Below are 17,273 nucleotides of genomic sequence, written 5' to 3' on the forward strand. Positions count from 1 at the left end.
GTATTCATTATTTTTTTATCAATTCAATGAAATCATCAAATAAATAACGTGAATCATGTGGACCAGGTGATGACTCTGGGTGATATTGTACCGAGAATGCATTTTTACCGATCACACGGATACCTTCAATCGATTGATCATTTAAGTTGATATGGGTTACTTCAACTTTATCAGACTGTTCAATATCTTCTGCAACTACACCAAAACCGTGATTCTGCGATGTAATTTCACAACGATTGGCAATGATGTTTTTCACAGGATGATTGATACCACGATGTCCATTGTGCATTTTCTGAGTACGAATATCATTTGCTAAGGCCAATATCTGATGCCCTAGACAAATTCCAAACATAGGCTGATCTGCTGCTAAAATGTCTTTTACGGTTTGTATTGCGTAACTCATCGCAGATGGATCACCAGGACCATTAGAGATAAAATATCCAGCAGGATTCCATTCTTGCATTTCAGCAAAAGTTGTTTTAGCAGGAAATACCTTGGCATAAACTTCTCTTTGATCGAAATTGCGAAGAATATTTTTCTTAATCCCTAGATCTAGTACTGCAACACGAACCGGAGCATCTTCATTACCGTAGAAATAAGGTTCGGTAGTCGATACCTGAGATGATAATTCAAGTCCATCCATAGATGGAACAGTAGCTAATGTTGCTTTTAAAGATTCAACATCTAAATTCTCAGATGAAATAATCGCATTCATAGCCCCTTTGTTGCGGATATGACGCACTAAAGATCGCGTATCAATATCAGAAATACCAACTAGATTTCCTTCTTCAAAATAGCTTTGAATAGATTCATCAGCCATTTTACGACTATAGTTAATATTATAATTCTTACAAACTAGTCCTGCTATTTGAATCTTACCTGATTCTGTGTCATCTTCATCAATTCCATAGTTACCAATATGGGCATTGGTTGTTACCATGATTTGTCCGAAGTATGAAGGGTCGGTAAAAATCTCTTGATAACCTGTAGTTCCGGTATTGAAACAAATCTCGCCAGTAGTCGTTCCAATTTTACCCGCTGCCTTTCCGTGATAAACTGTTCCGTCTTCTAAAACTAAAATTGCAGGCAATTTGCTGTAGTTGGTCATTATTTATTAAATATAAAATTGTTTTTAATAATTCCTTGCTTGATCGAAGTTTGGTGTATAAAAAAAGCCCTAAATGGGCTAAATTATCAACTAAAAAATTGATTTAACGATAACGAATTTATCGTTCTTTATAACATTTGCGAAAGCATTTACTTCAATTTTCACAGGAGACAAAGGTATAACAAAATCATCAAAGTAAAAAGACTTTTTTTATTTAATTGTGATATTCCAAATTTATTGGCGTAATAAATTAAATTTCAGCACGAAAACCATGTATTTGTTATCCATTTTCAATGCTATTTATGCGATAATCCTATCCTATGCCCATATAGTCAGAGTCTATTGATGAATATCCAGATGCTACATCCACAAAAAGAGAACCAACCAGCTGCACCTATTTGTATCAGCCACGATGTTGAATCCCGCAACTTTAAAAAGATACCATATCACGAACAAACACCCCTCTTTAACCTTTCGCATAGGATGACATGGTCAGTGTTCGTTATTTTTGCTAACCATATAGCAGAAGTAATTCAAATCGAAGTTGCTTTGCGCAACAGTACTCCTATTTGCCACGATATCTGCGCTTAAAAGCATTAAATTGATCATAATGATACAATGTGGTATGAATTTAAAATAAGAAAGGCGATTGCTGTTTTGCAATCGCCTTTCTTATCCATATACAAATGATTATGAATTAATAGCTTTCCAGATCATGTCCTTCAATTGCAAAATATTTTTACCTGCAACCGATGATATGAAAATATGTGGCAATCCTTCCGGAACTTCTTTTTCCATCTCACGTTCCAATTCTTCATCCAGCATATCCGACTTCGTAATCGCCAATAATTTTGGTTTATCACGAAGTTCAGGATTATAAACAGATAACTCGTTCAATAAAATATCATACTCCTGTTTTATGGTACGTTCTGTATCAGCAGGTACCATAAATAATAAAACAGAATTTCGTTCGATATGTCTTAAAAATCGATATCCCAAGCCCTTTCCTTCTGAAGCACCTTCAATAATACCGGGAATATCTGCCATGACAAAAGATTTGCCATCACGGTAGCTCACAATACCTAAATTGGGAACCAGAGTTGTAAAAGGATAATTGGCAATTTCTGGTTTAGCAGCAGAAACAACAGATAAAAGCGTTGATTTTCCGGCATTTGGAAACCCTACTAATCCCACATCAGCTAATACTTTCAATTCCAAGATAATCCAGCGTTCTTGACCAGGCATACCTGGTTGTGCAAAACGAGGAGTTTGCTGTGTAGAAGATTTAAAGTGCCAGTTTCCTAATCCACCTTTACCACCAGGAGTTAAAATCTGCGTTTCACCATCTTCGGTAATTTCAAATAAAACTTCTCCGGTTTCAGCATCTTTAGCAACTGTACCAGCAGGAACTTCTAGAATTTCATCCTTACCCGAAGCACCTGTACTTGTAGCTGAGCTACCAGATTCACCACTAGAAGCAATGATATGCTTTCTATATTTAAGGTGTAATAACGTCCATAATTGTGTATTCCCTTTTAGAATAATGTGACCTCCACGGCCTCCATCACCACCATCAGGTCCACCTTTCATGGTTGTTTTATCTCGATGCAAGTGCGCTGAGCCAGATCCTCCGTGTCCCGATCGACAACACACCTTCACATAATCAACAAAATTCGAACCCTGCGCCATAGAAATAAAATATGTTTGTTAGTAAAACGTTTCCGTTTCCTTATTTAATAATTGTCAATAATAGCAGTTAACTCTCCGAAAATAAAATCAATATCACCGATACCGTTTACTTTGGACAATTTACCCTGTGCTTCATAATAGGGTAAAACATGAATTGTCTTGGTGAAATATTCATCAATACGTTTTACCAATTTATCTGCTGCATCATCTGCACGTCCAGAAATCTCCTGACGCTTGGCAATGCGTGTTTTTAATTCTTCTTCATTCACATCTAAAGCAATAACTACAGAAATAGAAGAGTTAATACCGGTTAGAAATTCATCCAACGCTTCGGCTTGTGCCACTGTACGTGGAAAACCATCAAAAATAAATCCTTTCGCTTCCGGATTTTTCTTCACTTCCTCTTCCAACATCGCAATCGTAATCGAATCAGGTACCAAATTTCCGTCAGCAATAATCTGACTTACTTGTTTACCTAGAGCTGTCTGGTTTTGAATATGAGCTCTAAAGATATCACCCGTTGAAACATGAACTAACTGATATTTATCGATAAGTTTCTGCGATTGTGTTCCCTTCCCTGCCCCCGGAGGGCCAAATATTACAAGGTTTAGCATAGTAGTATTTAGAGTAATAGAGTAAAAAAATAAAAGCCTAATCGCTATATTGATTAGGCTTTTCAAATAGTGCGCTCAAAGGGAGTCGAACCCCTAACCTCCTGATCCGTAGTCAGGTGCTCTATCCAATTGAGCCATGAGCGCGTCAACCATTACGTCATCTTCATTGCTGTTCTTCCGTTTTGGTGATGCAAATATAGGCAAAATAGCACTGCCTCCAAATTTTTTTTTCAAATTTTATCTAATAGTCTGATAATGAAACAAAATAAATAATCGCTTATCGAATACTTTAATGATTACTTATAATCGATCTCAGAAGCTTCCTGATACCACATTATAGATCATGTACAAAACGTCGCAGCTATCAACAATCAGAAGTTAAAACTGGAATATTAATATCATACCTGATGATCAACTACAATAATAGCGTAAAAATTATTTTCCCTCTTTTATGTATAGCAGCAGTATCTCAATTTGGTCTTGGCTTATGATCGTCATAAAAAATCAAACATCATATTATATAACATAATTGATATCCCTTACACTATTAGTGGGCTCCGAGAAAATAGATGACAGATGATAGGAAAGATATAGAAAAAAGAAAAAGCTTAATCTTTATCAGACTAAGCTTTTGTAGTTGTGCACTCAAAGGGAGTCGAACCCCTAACCTCCTGATCCGTAGTCAGGTGCTCTATCCAATTGAGCCATGAGTGCATTTTAATTTGACTTGTTTAAAAGTCATACCCTTTTGTTTGGTGATACAAATATCGGGACTTTTTTCAATTCTGCAAACTATTTTCCAACTTTTTTGATCAAAAAAACTAATATTTTTTTTATCTTATTGATAGTATTACATTTACAGGAGTTATTTTTTTAATATTTTTTTTCATAAAGACGATCCTATGTTCCAAAAGGAAACGAAACTAAGCAAAATACGCATCGATGATATCAGCATTTCTTACATGATAAGACCAAGCAAGCTGCATATGCCGCAAAAGACGATTATATTTTTACATGGATTTCCATTTAACAAAAACATGTGGCGTGAACAACTATTGGATCTGGATGAAACAATGACTGGTATTGCAATTGATATTAGGGGACATGGACATAGCACTCGAGGGCATGGATTTTTTAGTATCGATGTATTCGCAAAGGATTTAATCAAATTGATCACTCATTTAAATTTAAATAATGTTGTGCTTTGTGGCGTATCCATGGGAGGTTATATTGCACTTCGGACCTATGAATTAAAGAGTGATAAAATAAAAGGACTTATTTTAAGCGACACGCACGCATTTGCCGATGATAATCAAGGCAAACAAAAACGTTTTGACTCGATCCAAGCATTACTGAAATATGGTAAGCGTCCCTTTTCTTTAGGATTTATTGAAACTATTTTTTCCAAGAAAACATTATCCGACAATCCTCAAGCGATTGAAGTGATTAAAAGTTCGATCAGAAGAAACGATTTGGCGAGCATCTGTGCCACGCAATTAGCTTTGGCAGCTCGAACAGATACCACGGCAATGCTATCGTCTATTACTGTTCCCACTCTCGTGATTAAGGGAAAAGAAGATAAATTGGTAAATGAAAAACAAATTAATAGCTTATTGGAGGGGATAGCAGATGTTAAATACGTTGAATTTGCAGCATCTGGTCATTTGCCTAATTTAGAAGAACCCAAAAAATTCAACCAGGAAATCAACTCTTTTTTACGTTCTTTTTAATTAAAGAGCGTAAAAAAATGCAGTGGATAAAAATCGACACTGCATTAAATCGGATGTTCCAATAGAAACCAAGTTTTATAAACCACGGTATTTACTTTGTTTATATTTAAAAAAATCATTCAAATGCTGTATATTTTCCTTTCTTTCCTCCGATTTACGATAAGAAATAATGGCATCCCAGATAAACAAACCAAACGCCAATGCTGCAAAAAGTACAGGTAAGCTTAGTAAGTTTCCAGTTGCATTTTGCATGATTAACCAAGTTGAAATAACTACCGTCAATAAAAATTTAATAATAAATCCTAACATAATAATAAATTAAAGTGAATTGAATAAGACGCTGGCAATTCTTGCCCCACGTGTGAATAAACGATGATGCTCAGTTTTGAAGTCTTAGTTCACTAGCATAAAATATGACCAGCAACCTAAATTGGTGGAGAAGAACCAATATATGGATGAATCAAAACTATGAAGTCAATTTTTAAAATAGCAAGAAACGTATGGATGAGAAAAAAATAAATTTTTTTTCATGAGTGCTATTCAAGAACTGACCAAAATTAAAGCCATCATAGAGCATTTAATTTTGCACCAACCACAAATGTACTAATTTTTTTAGATATAACAAAATGTTATGCGCAAAATATTAGTTAGCATGTATTATATTTTATTTTATAAATAACTAAAATTTAAGTAAATAAAAAGTATAAGACTCATAGCCAGATGATATTATCCGATAGTTGAAAATATGGAGAGCATCTGATAGAATGATCAAAATATCGCTTGTCATGGTAGGAGCATCTGTCATATGAGTGTAGTAAATTTGGCATGATATTCAGGTTTTAAAAATCATTGTTAATTTTGCTAACACTGTTAACTAATGAAGTTTAGATGGGGGTTGTAGAGCGCAAATTAAGAGATTTAGAAAAAATTAAATTACAAATAATTGAACAGTCATGGCTTATTGTAGAGGAAGAGGGCTGGCAGGCACTTTCGATTCGTAAAATTGCCGATGCTATCGAGTACAGTGTACCCGTGATCTATAAGCACTTTGAAAACAAAGATGCCATTATTGCCTATTTTACTAGACAAGGTTTTGCGATGATGGCAGAGCAACTCGCTTCTGCCGTGGACCTCAATAAAAATGCTGACGACAATTTATACAACATCGCCACATCATACTGGAAATTTGCCCTTGAACATAAAAAATGTTATGAAATTATGTTTGGATTAGGCATTCCACAATGCGAGGTCGTTAACAGTATTAAAGAAATGAAAGCAACATCTACTGTCATGTTAACTTGCATTTCTAAATGTATAACAGAAAATAATGTCGATCAGATCGATCTGTATTTAAAGTTCAAAACCTTTTGGTCGATTTTACATGGCATTATTACTATTGAATTTCTATCAAACAAAGAAACCAATCCAGAAGAAGTGTCTCCAATTTTAACAGATGCGATTCAAGGATTTATTATATCATTAAAACATCATAATAACTAACATGAGTTTATTAGAAGATTTAAAATGGAGATATGCCACCAAGAAAATGAATGGCACTCCTGTAGCACAAGAAAAAATTGACTACATTTTAGAAGCTGCTCGCCTAGCTCCTACTTCCTCTGGATTACATCCTTTTCGCGTCATTGAAATTTCTGATCCAGAATTGAAAGCTAAAATCCAGCCCATCGCATATGGACAATCACAAATCGTCGATAGTTCACATATCTTGGTATTTGCAGCGTACGATGCCTATACAAAAGAACGTGTCGAAGCAACTTTTACACAACAAGCAGAAGAAAGAGGATTACCATTAAACTTTGCAGATGATTACAAAAATAACTTATTCGCACAATTATCAGCATTGTCTCAAGAACAGCAATTTAGTCATGCTGCGCGTCAAGCTTATATTGGTTTTGGATTGGCATTAGCAGCTGCAGCAGAGCAAAAGATTGATGCCACTCCTATGGAAGGTTTCAACAATGAACAATTAGATGCTTTACTTGAACTGAATAAATTAGGTCTTAAATCAGTGTCCATCATAGCAATCGGCTATCGTGATGAAGCTCATGACTGGTTAGTGAACATGAAAAAAGTGAGACCGCTCCAAGAAGATTTTATTATTAAATTTAACTAGATATATTTCTGGGAACCCTCTAATGAAGAGTGTTCCCATTATTAAGCACATATTATGAAAATAGAAATTTGGTCTGATATCGTTTGTCCTTTTTGTTATATCGGCAAAAAAAGATTAGAACAAGCTTTAGCATCCTTTCCACATCGTGATGAAGTAGAAATTGTATGGAAATCCTACCAATTGCATCCTCAATTTCCACAAGATGCAGCAGGCATACCCGCAGTTAAGTACATCAAAGATGCTAAAGGATTGAGTGAAGAAGAGACTTTGGGCATGATGCATCAAGTCCAGTCCATCGGCAAGTCTCTGAATATTGACTTTAATTTTGAAAAATCATTGATCGTTAACACCTTAAATGCACATCGCCTCATTCATTTCGCTCAAGAAATCGGTCAGGGCAATGTATTAAAAGAGCGCTTATTTAAAGCTCATTTTAGTGAAGGTAAAGATATCAATCATATCGACAGTTTAACTGCACTCGCTGTAGAAATAGGTCTAGATCAAATAGCTGTTGAAGAGCTGCTAAACAGTGACCGCTTTGCCTACGAAGTGACACAAGATATTCAAGAAGGCATCAACTTAGGTTTACGTGGCGTTCCGTTTTTTGTTTTCAACCAAAAATTTGGAATCGCAGGAGCACAACCTTTAGAAATGTTTGAGAAAACACTTCGTCAAGCCTATGATGATGCCAAACCGGCAATCATTATGAATGATAATGAAGGTCCTAGCTGCGACAGTGAAGCAGGATGTTGTTAATGGTATTCGATGAACAATTTTCATAATCAGACATAACCATCAGGTTACCAAAACTTATGCTTTTGAATCGCAAAATCGTGCGAATAAGTTGAACTTATTTCTTAATTTCGTTTCCTATTTAATGCAGAAAAATTGTAGTATAAATGCAGTTAACCAAACTAGAAATAAAAGGATTCAAAAGCTTCGGCGACAAGATCACCATCAACTTTAATGAAGGCGTCACGGCTATCGTGGGTCCTAATGGTTGTGGAAAATCAAATGTTGTAGATGCAATACGTTGGGTTTTGGGAGAGCAAAGTACACGGATGCTCCGTTCAGAAAAAATGGAAAATATCATTTTTAATGGAACGAAAAATCGTAAAGCCGCAAACTTGGCTGAAGTATCGCTCACGTTTGATAATAATAAAAATGTGCTTCCTACCGCATTTACGACAGTCACCGTGACGCGTAAATTGTTTAGAAACGGGGATAGTGAGTATCGATTGAACGATGTAAAATGTCGTTTAAAAGATATTACTGACCTCTTTCTAGACACAGGGGTTGGTGCTGATTCGTATTCGATCATTGAACTGAGAATGATCGACGAAATCATCAATAATAAAGAGAACTCACGTCGTAATCTATTTGAAGAGGCTTCAGGAATTTCCAAATACAAAGTTCGCAAAAAACAAACCTTAAATAAGCTTAGAGACACCGAAGTAGATTTAAGTCGCGTAGATGATCTGCTCTTTGAGATCACTAAAAACTTAAGGTCTTTGGAAGGTCAAGCTAAAAAAGCAGAAAAATATACGTTGTTAAAAGATGAGTACCGTCACAGCAGCATCAATCTAGCCTACTATCGCATCGGAGATTTCAGCAGTGAATTGGAACGTTTACAGCAACAGGAATCTAAATTGAATAAGCAAAGCACAGATGCTCAAGAACATATCAGTAAAGCTGAAAATGAATTGAAGCAAATTCGTGAAGATAATTTAGAACAAGAAAAAAACGTCTCCCTGCAACAAAAAGCAACGCAAGAGTTTATCAATAAAATCCGAAATTATGAGTCGGAAAAAAAAGTTAAAAACGAGCAGCTTAAAAATCTTCAAGATAAAGAAAATCGGCTGAATCTGGAGATCAACAATGACAATCAGCAGCTCAATCATGTGCTCTATACCATTAAACGTCTCCATGAAGAATTATTTCATGAACAACAGCAATTGGATAATTTTCAAGCAAATCTTGAAAAGGATAAATTTGAAGTCGAAGAACTGAGAGGTCAACAGCAAGCTGCCAAAGGAAAACTCGATGCTTTCAATAAAGCAAGTACATCATTGCAGGACAATATTTATAGGCTTGAAAAAGATATTGCAGTATTAAATATACAAAAAGAAGCTCTTTTACAAGAGTCTGTACGCACACTGGCGGATACCGAATCAAAAGAAGCAGAGTTAAATCAATTCAACATCGCTGTTGCCGAGTTGGAAGGACGTGTTGAAACACAACAGCAACAGTATGAGACTGCTATCCAAATGGAAGAAGAGTTGCAAACTCAACTGCAGCATCATACTACAAACATCAATACCCTCAAAGAAGATCTAAGTAAAGAATCTAGATTGGCAGATGCCAAGCAAAACGAATATAACTTAACAAAATCATTAATAGATAACTTAGAAGGATTTCCGGACTCCATTCGATTTTTAAAGAAAAATGCAGGCTGGAAAAAGCAGCCACCTTTATTTTCGGATATCCTATTCTGTGAAGAAGATTATCGTGTAGCTATCGAAAATTATTTGGAACCGATCATGAACCATTATGTCGTGGAAACACAACAGGATGCTGTTCAGGCGATCAACCTTTTGAGTGACGCGGCCCGTGGACGTGCAAATTTCTTTATTCTGGATGCTATTGAGTCAGTACCCGCTGCTCCATCAATTGATCATGATCTCCTGACACCGGCATTGGATGTGATTACTGTTGATGACAGATTCAAACCCTTGTGTCAAGTACTGCTGCAACATGTTTTTATTTTACAACGTGAACGTGATCATGAACTCGAACTAGCACTACCTCAAGGAGATACCATTATTTTGCAAAAAAATGGCAAATTTTCTAAAAGCAAATTAGGGCTATCAGGAGGTTCTGTTGGATTATTTGAAGGAAAAAGAATTGGACGTGCTAAAAATATTGAAATCTTAGCGAAAGAAATCAAAACGCTTAATGAAAGTATCCATATTTTACAAGATAAAATAGCAGATGAGACTGGACGCTTAACAGCTTTACAATCGAATTCGCAAAAGGAAACAATTGATGAACTTCGTTTTCAATTAAACCGGTTAAATAATGAACTGATATCTGTTAAAACAAAACAAGAACAGTATCAAACCTTTATTACGAATGCGCTCAATCGCAAGAAGGATTTACAAGATAAAATTGTCGCCATCGAAAATGATTTGTTGATTTTGGAACCCAAAATACAAGATTTCAAAAACGAACGTGAACAACAGGTTGGTGATTTACAAGACTATCAGGATCGTTTCAATAAAATTTCTGAAATCTTAACAGAGAAATCTGCTAGCTATAATCAAGGGAATATTGCTTACCACCAACAGCAAAACAAAGTTTCGAATATCAATAAAGATCTTGAATTCAGAGAAACGCAACAAGATGATTTTCAAAACCGTATCGAACGTAACAGTAAAGATCTCGCAGAAGTGCAACTTTCTTTAAAAAATACTGCCCAATTCGTCGATGAAGAAGATGAAGATCTCGTGGATATGTACACGCAGAAAGATGCGTTAGAAAAGGGTTTAGAGGACTTAGAAAAGAATTACTATGGCGTACGGAAACAAATCAATGAGCTTGAGGAACAGATCATCCAGTATCGTCGCTCAAAGGAACAGGACGATCTTCTAATTTCTGAAATAAAAGATAAGAAAACAGCACTTCAAATTGATCTCAACACGTTAAAAGAGCGCCTCTCAGCGGAGTTTAATATTGAATTGAAAGACTTATTGGAACAGGAAGAAGCGCCCATAATTACCGAAGATCAGGATGCACTTGTAGCCAAATGTACTAAGCTGAAAAAACAGTTGAATGAGTATGGTTCTATCAATTTAATGGCCAAAGAAGCTTTTGATGAGATGAATGAACGTTACAACTTTATCAATAAAGAAAAAGCTGATTTATTAGAAGCAAAAGGATCTTTAATGGCAACAATTAAAGAAATTGATGATACCGCAGAAGTACAATTTATGTTTACATTCAATAGTGTCCGTGATAACTTTATCAAAGTTTTCCGTTCCTTATTTAATGAAGAAGATAGCTGTGATTTAATCCTAACAGATCCTTCCAAACCTTTAGATTCGGATATTGATATCATCGCGCGTCCAAAAGGAAAAAGACCACTTTCGATCAATCAGTTATCTGGGGGCGAGAAAACATTGACTTCTACGGCGCTTTTGTTCTCGCTGTATCTATCTAAGCCTGCTCCCTTCTGTATCTTTGATGAGGTAGATGCACCATTGGATGATACTAATATTGATAAATTTAACAACATTATTCGCGACTTTTCGAAGAACTCACAATTTATAGTGGTTTCTCACAATAAGAAAACGATAGCAAGCACCGATATCATCTACGGTGTAACGATGGTCGAGCAAGGTGTATCGCGCGTGGTTGCTGTAGATTTGAGAGATGTTGCTTAAGGTTTCATAACAGTTGCTAGGATGGCCTATTGTATAAAAAAAGGAGCGATAAAATTTTATCGCTCCTTTTTTTATACTGCATCTAAGCAGTTGCTATTATTTAGTCGCTACCAAAGAAACCTTAAAGTTAATTTCAGCAGAGATTAAATCATCTTTTTTACCTTCATAACTTACACCCCAATCTGCACGAACGATATTAAAATCAGCTTCTGTTTTGATTGTTGTTGCAGTAGATTCAACAACTTTAGTATCGAATGAAATATTTTTAGTAACACCTTTGATTGTTAAGTTACCAGAAACTTTCACATCTTGAGGAGTTGCACCAGCTTCAGCTTTAGTGATAACAAAAGTGGCTTCTGGAAATTTAGCTACATCAAAGAAGTCTGCTGCTTTCAAATGTCCATCCAATTTCTCCTTATACTCACCTTCCAAATCTGTAGAACTAATTGTATTCAAGTCCAATGCAAATGTACCACCGGTCAGAACACCGTTATCTACACTTAAAGTACCTGATTTAATTGCAATTGTACCTGTATGTGCACCTGTTACTTTTGTACCTGTCCATACCACTTTCGATTGTGCAACATCTACTTGATAAACATCTCCTGCGGGAGTAGCAATTTGTTCAGTAGCGACAGAATCTTGAACTTCGGCTTTTTTTCCTTCAGGATTTCCAGCGCATGAAGACATGATAACAGCTGCAATAGCGGGCAATAACAATAATTTTTTCATAATTAATATACTTTTATATGTTTAAACATTTGATTTATCAAATATATTATAAGATTGAAATAAAATCTACCTTTGTAGTATACAAAATTAAATTATGACAATACCATGTTTTTAATGTCCTTTTGGAGTTGCCTCTACACGTCGAATGTCAGCCCCTAGTTTTTTCAAGCGTTCTTCAATATGTTGATAACCACGTTCTATTTGTTCGATATTATGAATGGTAGACGTGCCTTTAGCTGACAAAGCGGCAATTAATAAGGATACTCCTGCACGTATATCTGGAGAAGTCATCTCAATGCCTCGCAAAGGATACATTTTATTTAACCCAATCACAGTAGCGCGATGTGGGTCACAAAGAATGATTTGAGCACCCATATCGATTAATTTATCAACAAAGAAAAGACGGCTTTCAAACATTTTTTGATGCACCAAAACATTTCCTTTTGCTTGTGTAGCCACAACCAAGACAATACTTAATAAATCAGGTGTGAATCCTGGCCATGGAGAATCGGATATCGTTAAAATTGATCCATCAATAAAAGTATCGATTTCATATGAATCTTGAGCTGGAATATAAAGATCATCACCTCTTAGTTCCATTTTAATTCCTAATCGTTGAAAAACAGTAGGAATAATCCCCAGCTCCTTATAACAAACATCTTTGATGGTAATCTCAGAACCTGTCATAGCTGCCAGTCCAATGAAAGAACCAATCTCGATCATATCGGGCAACATGCGGTGTGTAGTACCGCCTAAGCGCTCTACTCCTTCTATGGTAAGCAAGTTTGAACCGATACCTGAGATTTTAGCTCCCATGCGATTCAACATTTTACATAACTGTTGTAGATATGGCTCACATGCAGCATTATAGATTTCAGTCGTTCCTTTTGCCAATACAGCTGCCATCACAATGTTGGCAGTACCGGTCACTGACGCTTCATCTAATAAAATATATGCACCTTTTAATTGAGAAGCATCAACATTGAAGAAATGATTTTCCGCATCGTAGATAAACTTAGCTCCCAACTTTTCAAATCCCAAAAAGTGCGTATCCAAACGTCGGCGACCGATTTTATCACCTCCTGGTTTCGGAATAGCAGCCTTTCCAAAACGAGCTAATAAAGGTCCAACGATCATAATAGATCCGCGCAAACTTCCGCCTTTTTCCTTAAACTCGTTGGATTGGAAATAATCAATATTAATATTTTTGCTTCAAAGACATAAGTATCCTCGTCAATCTGATTAACACTTACCCCTAGAGCTTTCAAAAGATCAATTAACTTATTCACGTCCTTAATATCGGGAACGTTACTGATTGTCACGGGCTCCTCCGTCAACAATACTGCAGACAGTATCTGCAATGCTTCATTTTTTGCCCCCTGAGGAATAATCTCTCCTTTTAATGGCTTCCCGCCATTGATTTCAAATGCATTCATTCGTACACCTATATCTTTTTATATTCTCTTTACGTTATCTATAAGAAAAAAAGCAATTGAAAAGAAATATAAATTACTTCACAATTGCCTTATCTAATACCCAAGGTATTAACAATTATCCTCTTTTATAACCGCTGTTACTGTTACTACTGCTGTTGCTATTATTATTATTTTGATAAGGGCGTCTGTTGTTGTTATTACTGCTTCCGCCACCAGAGTTGCTACGCTTTTGGAACGAATTCGTGCCAGAAGGTCTTCTATTGTTTGAGTTATTATTATTACTGCTGCGACTGTGGTTATTATTAGAATGACCCGAATTGTTATTCGTTGTTTGGGCAGGGCTATTTCCTTTAACGCGGTTGCCTGGAGGCGCGCTTTTAAAGTCTAGCTTCGTTAATACAGTGCCTTCGGGCAATTGCAAAACTTTACTTGATAATTCGGATAAATCTTGGATGATAAATTCATCTGCAACCGCATCCTTATTCCAAGTTGTATAAGCCATTTTCATAAAATTGGCAATGGAAAGAGCCATTTTTTGACGCTTTTCCTCATCTGTGATCGAAATGGCCTTATTAATCATCTTCTCCACAGTAAAACCGTAATGTTTGTACTTAATATTATGCTGTGGATAGGTTAACAATTCCGGTTCATGTTTTACCAATTCTGGAGTTGCTGTAGGATAAGGTGAGTCTACATCGATTTTAAAATCAGAAATAATTTGTAAGTGATCCCACAATTTATGCTTAAAATCTGCCACATCGCGTAAATGAGGATTTAAAACCCCCATCATATCAATGACAACTTGAGCATACTTATTTCTTTCCTCTTTTGTCGGTAAATCACAAATATAGTTTACCATATTTTGCACATTCCTACCGTATTCAGCTAGGATTAGCTTCGGTCTTGTGCTGTTGTAGTCAAAGTTCATATAGTGAATTTCAGTACCAATACAACGTTGTATTTGATACTTTGGTATTAAATTATTGAATAATTCTCAGTTTTGCAAATTTAAGCAACAATTGTTTCTGTCCCAAGTCTTTAAAGAAAATAGTTGCTTTTACTTCTCCCTTCGATCCTTCCAGGTTCACAACCTTTCCAAATCCAAATCTTTCATGCTCCACTTCCATGCCAACTTGTAAATTATTGGTATCAGACGGAGTAAAACCAGCGGAAGGTGTATGCGCTTTGGGTAATATCGAGGTAGTTTTAAAAGGTTTCGGCTTAGGTTTTGAAAAACTATCCGTCTCTTTTTGCTGCCAAGCAATACGCTCACCTTGAAAACCTCCAGATTCTGCAGAAGAACTTTGTCTTGGTTTAAAATCCAAATCCAAACAAGCTGGATTCAGTTCATCCAAGAATCTACTTGGTTCACAGTTATTCAGTGTTCCCCAACGATATCTAGAAGTTGCGTACGAAAGTAATAATTTTTTTTCAGCTCTGGTAACTGCAACGTAAAATAATCTTCGTTCCTCCTCCAATTCTGTCCTCGAATTTAAAGCCAATTGTGATGGAAATAGATTCTCTTCCAATCCTACGATAAATACAACTGGAAATTCTAACCCTTTTGAAGAGTGTATCGTCATCATGGAAACCGTGTCGGCGTTGGGATCTTTGTCATTATCATCATTAGTTAACAAGGCGATATCTTGCATATAGATATCCAAACCACGCTCCTCGATATCTTCACGTTCAGAGAACTCTTTAATACCATTGAGCAATTCTTGGATATGCTCATAACGTGTCAATCCTTCTACTGATTTATCTTCGTACAATTCCTTTAATATACCCGAATGCTGCGCAATGTGCATCGCGGTATCAAAAGCACTATTGGTCTTTGCTAATGCCTGAAAACTCAATATCATTTGACCAAAACCACCTACAGATGCCGCACTGCGACCATCCATAAACATCTGAGCATTGGCTACAATGTCCCAAAGACGATATTGGTGCTGATCTGCTGCAATGACAATCTTCTCGACCGTGGTATCACCAATACCTCGACGTGGGTAATTAATGACGCGCTTCAACGCCTCCTCATCATTCGGATTGAAGGTCAACCTAAAATAGGCGATTAAATCTTTAATTTCTTTCCTTTGATAGAATGAAGTACCACCGTATATTTTATAAGGAATATTAATTTTTCGTAAGGCTTCCTCCATCGCTCGAGATTGGGCATTTGTACGATATAGAATCGCAAAGTCTTTATAATTTAAAGATTTCAAAGCCTTTTCTTGCGAAATTAATTCCGCAACAATTTTACCTTCCTCATTATCCGAAAATGCACGTGAGACCTTAATCTTCTCTCCTTCTTCATTATCTGAAAAGACATTTTTCTCCAACTGATTCTGATTGTTAGCAATGACCGAATTTGCAGCATTCACGATCGTTTGAGTCGAACGGTAATTTTGCTCTAATTTGAAAACTTGAACAGTTGGATAATCTTTTTGGAAATTCAGGATATTCTGAATATTTGCTCCACGGAATGCATAAATACTTTGTGCGTCATCGCCCACCACGCAGATATTTTCATTGACAGCAGCTAAGCGTTTAACGATCAAGTATTGTGAAAAGTTTGTATCCTGATACTCATCGACCATTAGGTACTTAAACTGATGCTGATATTTATGCAGTACTTCTGGGTGCTTATTAAGCAGTACGTTGGTCTTAAACAACAGATCATCAAAATCCATAGCACCTGCACGATAACAACGCTGTGCATAGGTCATATAGATTTCTCCCAATTGTCCTCGGCCGTTAGAAATATCTTCAGCTTTTAAGGCTTCATTTTTATTGTACTCCTGTGGTGAGATCAGATTATTTTTAGCCTGCGAAATACGTCCATATACGTGATTGACATTATAGAGCTTATCGTCCAAGTTCATTTCTTTTAAAATGGACCGCAATAAGCTTTTCGTATCATCGGTATCATAAATCGTAAAATTACGGGGATATCCAATTAATTCTGCTTCAACACGTAAGATCTTTGCAAACACCGAGTGAAATGTACCCATCCATATGTTCTTGGCTTCAGCCCCAACAACGGACATAATACGATTACGCATTTCTTTAGCTGCCTTATTCGTAAAGGTCAATACTAATATATGGAAAGGATCTACTCCTTTTTGTATTAAATGTGCTACACGGTAAGTAATGACACGAGTTTTTCCTGATCCAGCTCCAGCAACAATCATTACTGGACCATCAGTTTGTTCTACAGCTCCTCTTTGAGATGGGTTCAATCCTGCTAAAAAATCCAAAGCTTTCTCCTAATATTATATGTTATCTAAAATAGCTTATAAAAGTACGAAAATCATTTGGTGGATAGGGAGTGATCATCTACAAATATTATTTTTTTTAATAAAACAGCCTATTATTGATAATTATATAA

General features: G+C 36.1%; 12 protein-coding genes, 2 tRNA genes and 1 pseudogene. 5 read left to right on the forward strand and 10 right to left on the reverse strand.

The genetic code is table 11. The features are described 5' to 3' along the window. Positions 1–7: 7 nt before the first annotated feature. From carA to MUB18_RS18885, 5 genes are all read right to left on the reverse strand, one after another. A complete protein-coding gene (gene carA / locus MUB18_RS18865; protein ID WP_045752669.1) occupies positions 8–1,108 on the reverse strand; it encodes a glutamine-hydrolyzing carbamoyl-phosphate synthase small subunit in 1,101 nt (366 codons plus the stop codon). Between the two features lie 690 nt (positions 1,109–1,798). Continuing rightward, entirely contained in the window at positions 1,799–2,797 is a 999-nt protein-coding gene (obgE, locus tag MUB18_RS18870; protein ID WP_045752668.1) for a GTPase ObgE, read from the reverse strand. A gap of 44 nt (positions 2,798–2,841) precedes the next feature. Continuing rightward, complete coding sequence (locus MUB18_RS18875; protein ID WP_045752667.1) at positions 2,842–3,411, reverse strand: adenylate kinase; 570 nt, start codon at positions 3,409–3,411, stop codon at positions 2,842–2,844. Between the two features lie 70 nt (positions 3,412–3,481). Continuing rightward, positions 3,482–3,555 (reverse strand) — tRNA-Arg (locus MUB18_RS18880). Between the two features lie 496 nt (positions 3,556–4,051). Further along, positions 4,052–4,125: transfer RNA gene (locus MUB18_RS18885), tRNA-Arg, on the reverse strand. A gap of 188 nt (positions 4,126–4,313) precedes the next feature. On the opposite strand from MUB18_RS18885, the gene MUB18_RS18890 reads away from it, so the two are divergent. Continuing rightward, a complete protein-coding gene (locus MUB18_RS18890; RefSeq protein WP_248754230.1) occupies positions 4,314–5,141 on the forward strand; it encodes an alpha/beta fold hydrolase in 828 nt (275 codons plus the stop codon). Between the two features lie 75 nt (positions 5,142–5,216). On the opposite strand, the gene MUB18_RS18895 is transcribed toward MUB18_RS18890, so the two are convergent. Further along, on the reverse strand, positions 5,217–5,450 hold the full coding sequence (locus tag MUB18_RS18895; protein ID WP_045752665.1) for a hypothetical protein: 234 nt from the start codon (positions 5,448–5,450) through the stop codon (positions 5,217–5,219). 579 nt (positions 5,451–6,029) lie between these two features. On the opposite strand from MUB18_RS18895, the gene MUB18_RS18900 reads away from it, so the two are divergent. The 4 genes from MUB18_RS18900 to smc all read left to right on the forward strand — a co-directional run bounded on the left by MUB18_RS18900 (position 6,030) and on the right by smc (position 11,717). Then, on the forward strand, positions 6,030–6,641 hold the full coding sequence (locus MUB18_RS18900) for a TetR/AcrR family transcriptional regulator (protein ID WP_045752664.1): 612 nt from the start codon (positions 6,030–6,032) through the stop codon (positions 6,639–6,641). Position 6,642: 1 nt separating this feature from the next. Next, positions 6,643–7,275, forward strand: coding sequence for a nitroreductase family protein (locus tag MUB18_RS18905; protein WP_248754231.1), 633 nt, complete (start codon positions 6,643–6,645; stop codon positions 7,273–7,275). Positions 7,276–7,329: 54 nt separating this feature from the next. Then, positions 7,330–8,031: a DsbA family oxidoreductase gene (locus MUB18_RS18910; RefSeq protein ID WP_248754232.1), complete on the forward strand. Its 702-nt coding sequence runs from the start codon at positions 7,330–7,332 to the stop codon at positions 8,029–8,031. 143 nt (positions 8,032–8,174) lie between these two features. After that, complete coding sequence (gene smc, locus MUB18_RS18915) at positions 8,175–11,717, forward strand: chromosome segregation protein SMC (protein WP_248754233.1); 3,543 nt, start codon at positions 8,175–8,177, stop codon at positions 11,715–11,717. A gap of 96 nt (positions 11,718–11,813) precedes the next feature. On the opposite strand, the gene MUB18_RS18920 is transcribed toward smc, so the two are convergent. From MUB18_RS18920 to MUB18_RS18935, 4 genes and pseudogenes are all read right to left on the reverse strand, one after another. Then, on the reverse strand, positions 11,814–12,449 hold the full coding sequence (locus MUB18_RS18920; protein ID WP_248754234.1) for a YceI family protein: 636 nt from the start codon (positions 12,447–12,449) through the stop codon (positions 11,814–11,816). Between the two features lie 111 nt (positions 12,450–12,560). Beyond that, positions 12,561–13,885, reverse strand: a pseudogene (gene murA / locus MUB18_RS18925) (UDP-N-acetylglucosamine 1-carboxyvinyltransferase). A 115-nt stretch (positions 13,886–14,000) separates the two neighbouring features. Continuing rightward, positions 14,001–14,813 (reverse strand): DUF4290 domain-containing protein, encoded by an 813-nt coding sequence (locus tag MUB18_RS18930; RefSeq protein WP_045753107.1) that lies wholly within the window; start codon positions 14,811–14,813, stop codon positions 14,001–14,003. A gap of 52 nt (positions 14,814–14,865) precedes the next feature. Continuing rightward, positions 14,866–17,142, reverse strand: coding sequence for an ATP-dependent helicase (locus tag MUB18_RS18935; protein WP_248754235.1), 2,277 nt, complete (start codon positions 17,140–17,142; stop codon positions 14,866–14,868). Positions 17,143–17,273: the final 131 nt, after the last annotated feature.

Source organism: Sphingobacterium sp. PCS056, assembly GCF_023273895.1.
Classification (GTDB): domain Bacteria; phylum Bacteroidota; class Bacteroidia; order Sphingobacteriales; family Sphingobacteriaceae; genus Sphingobacterium.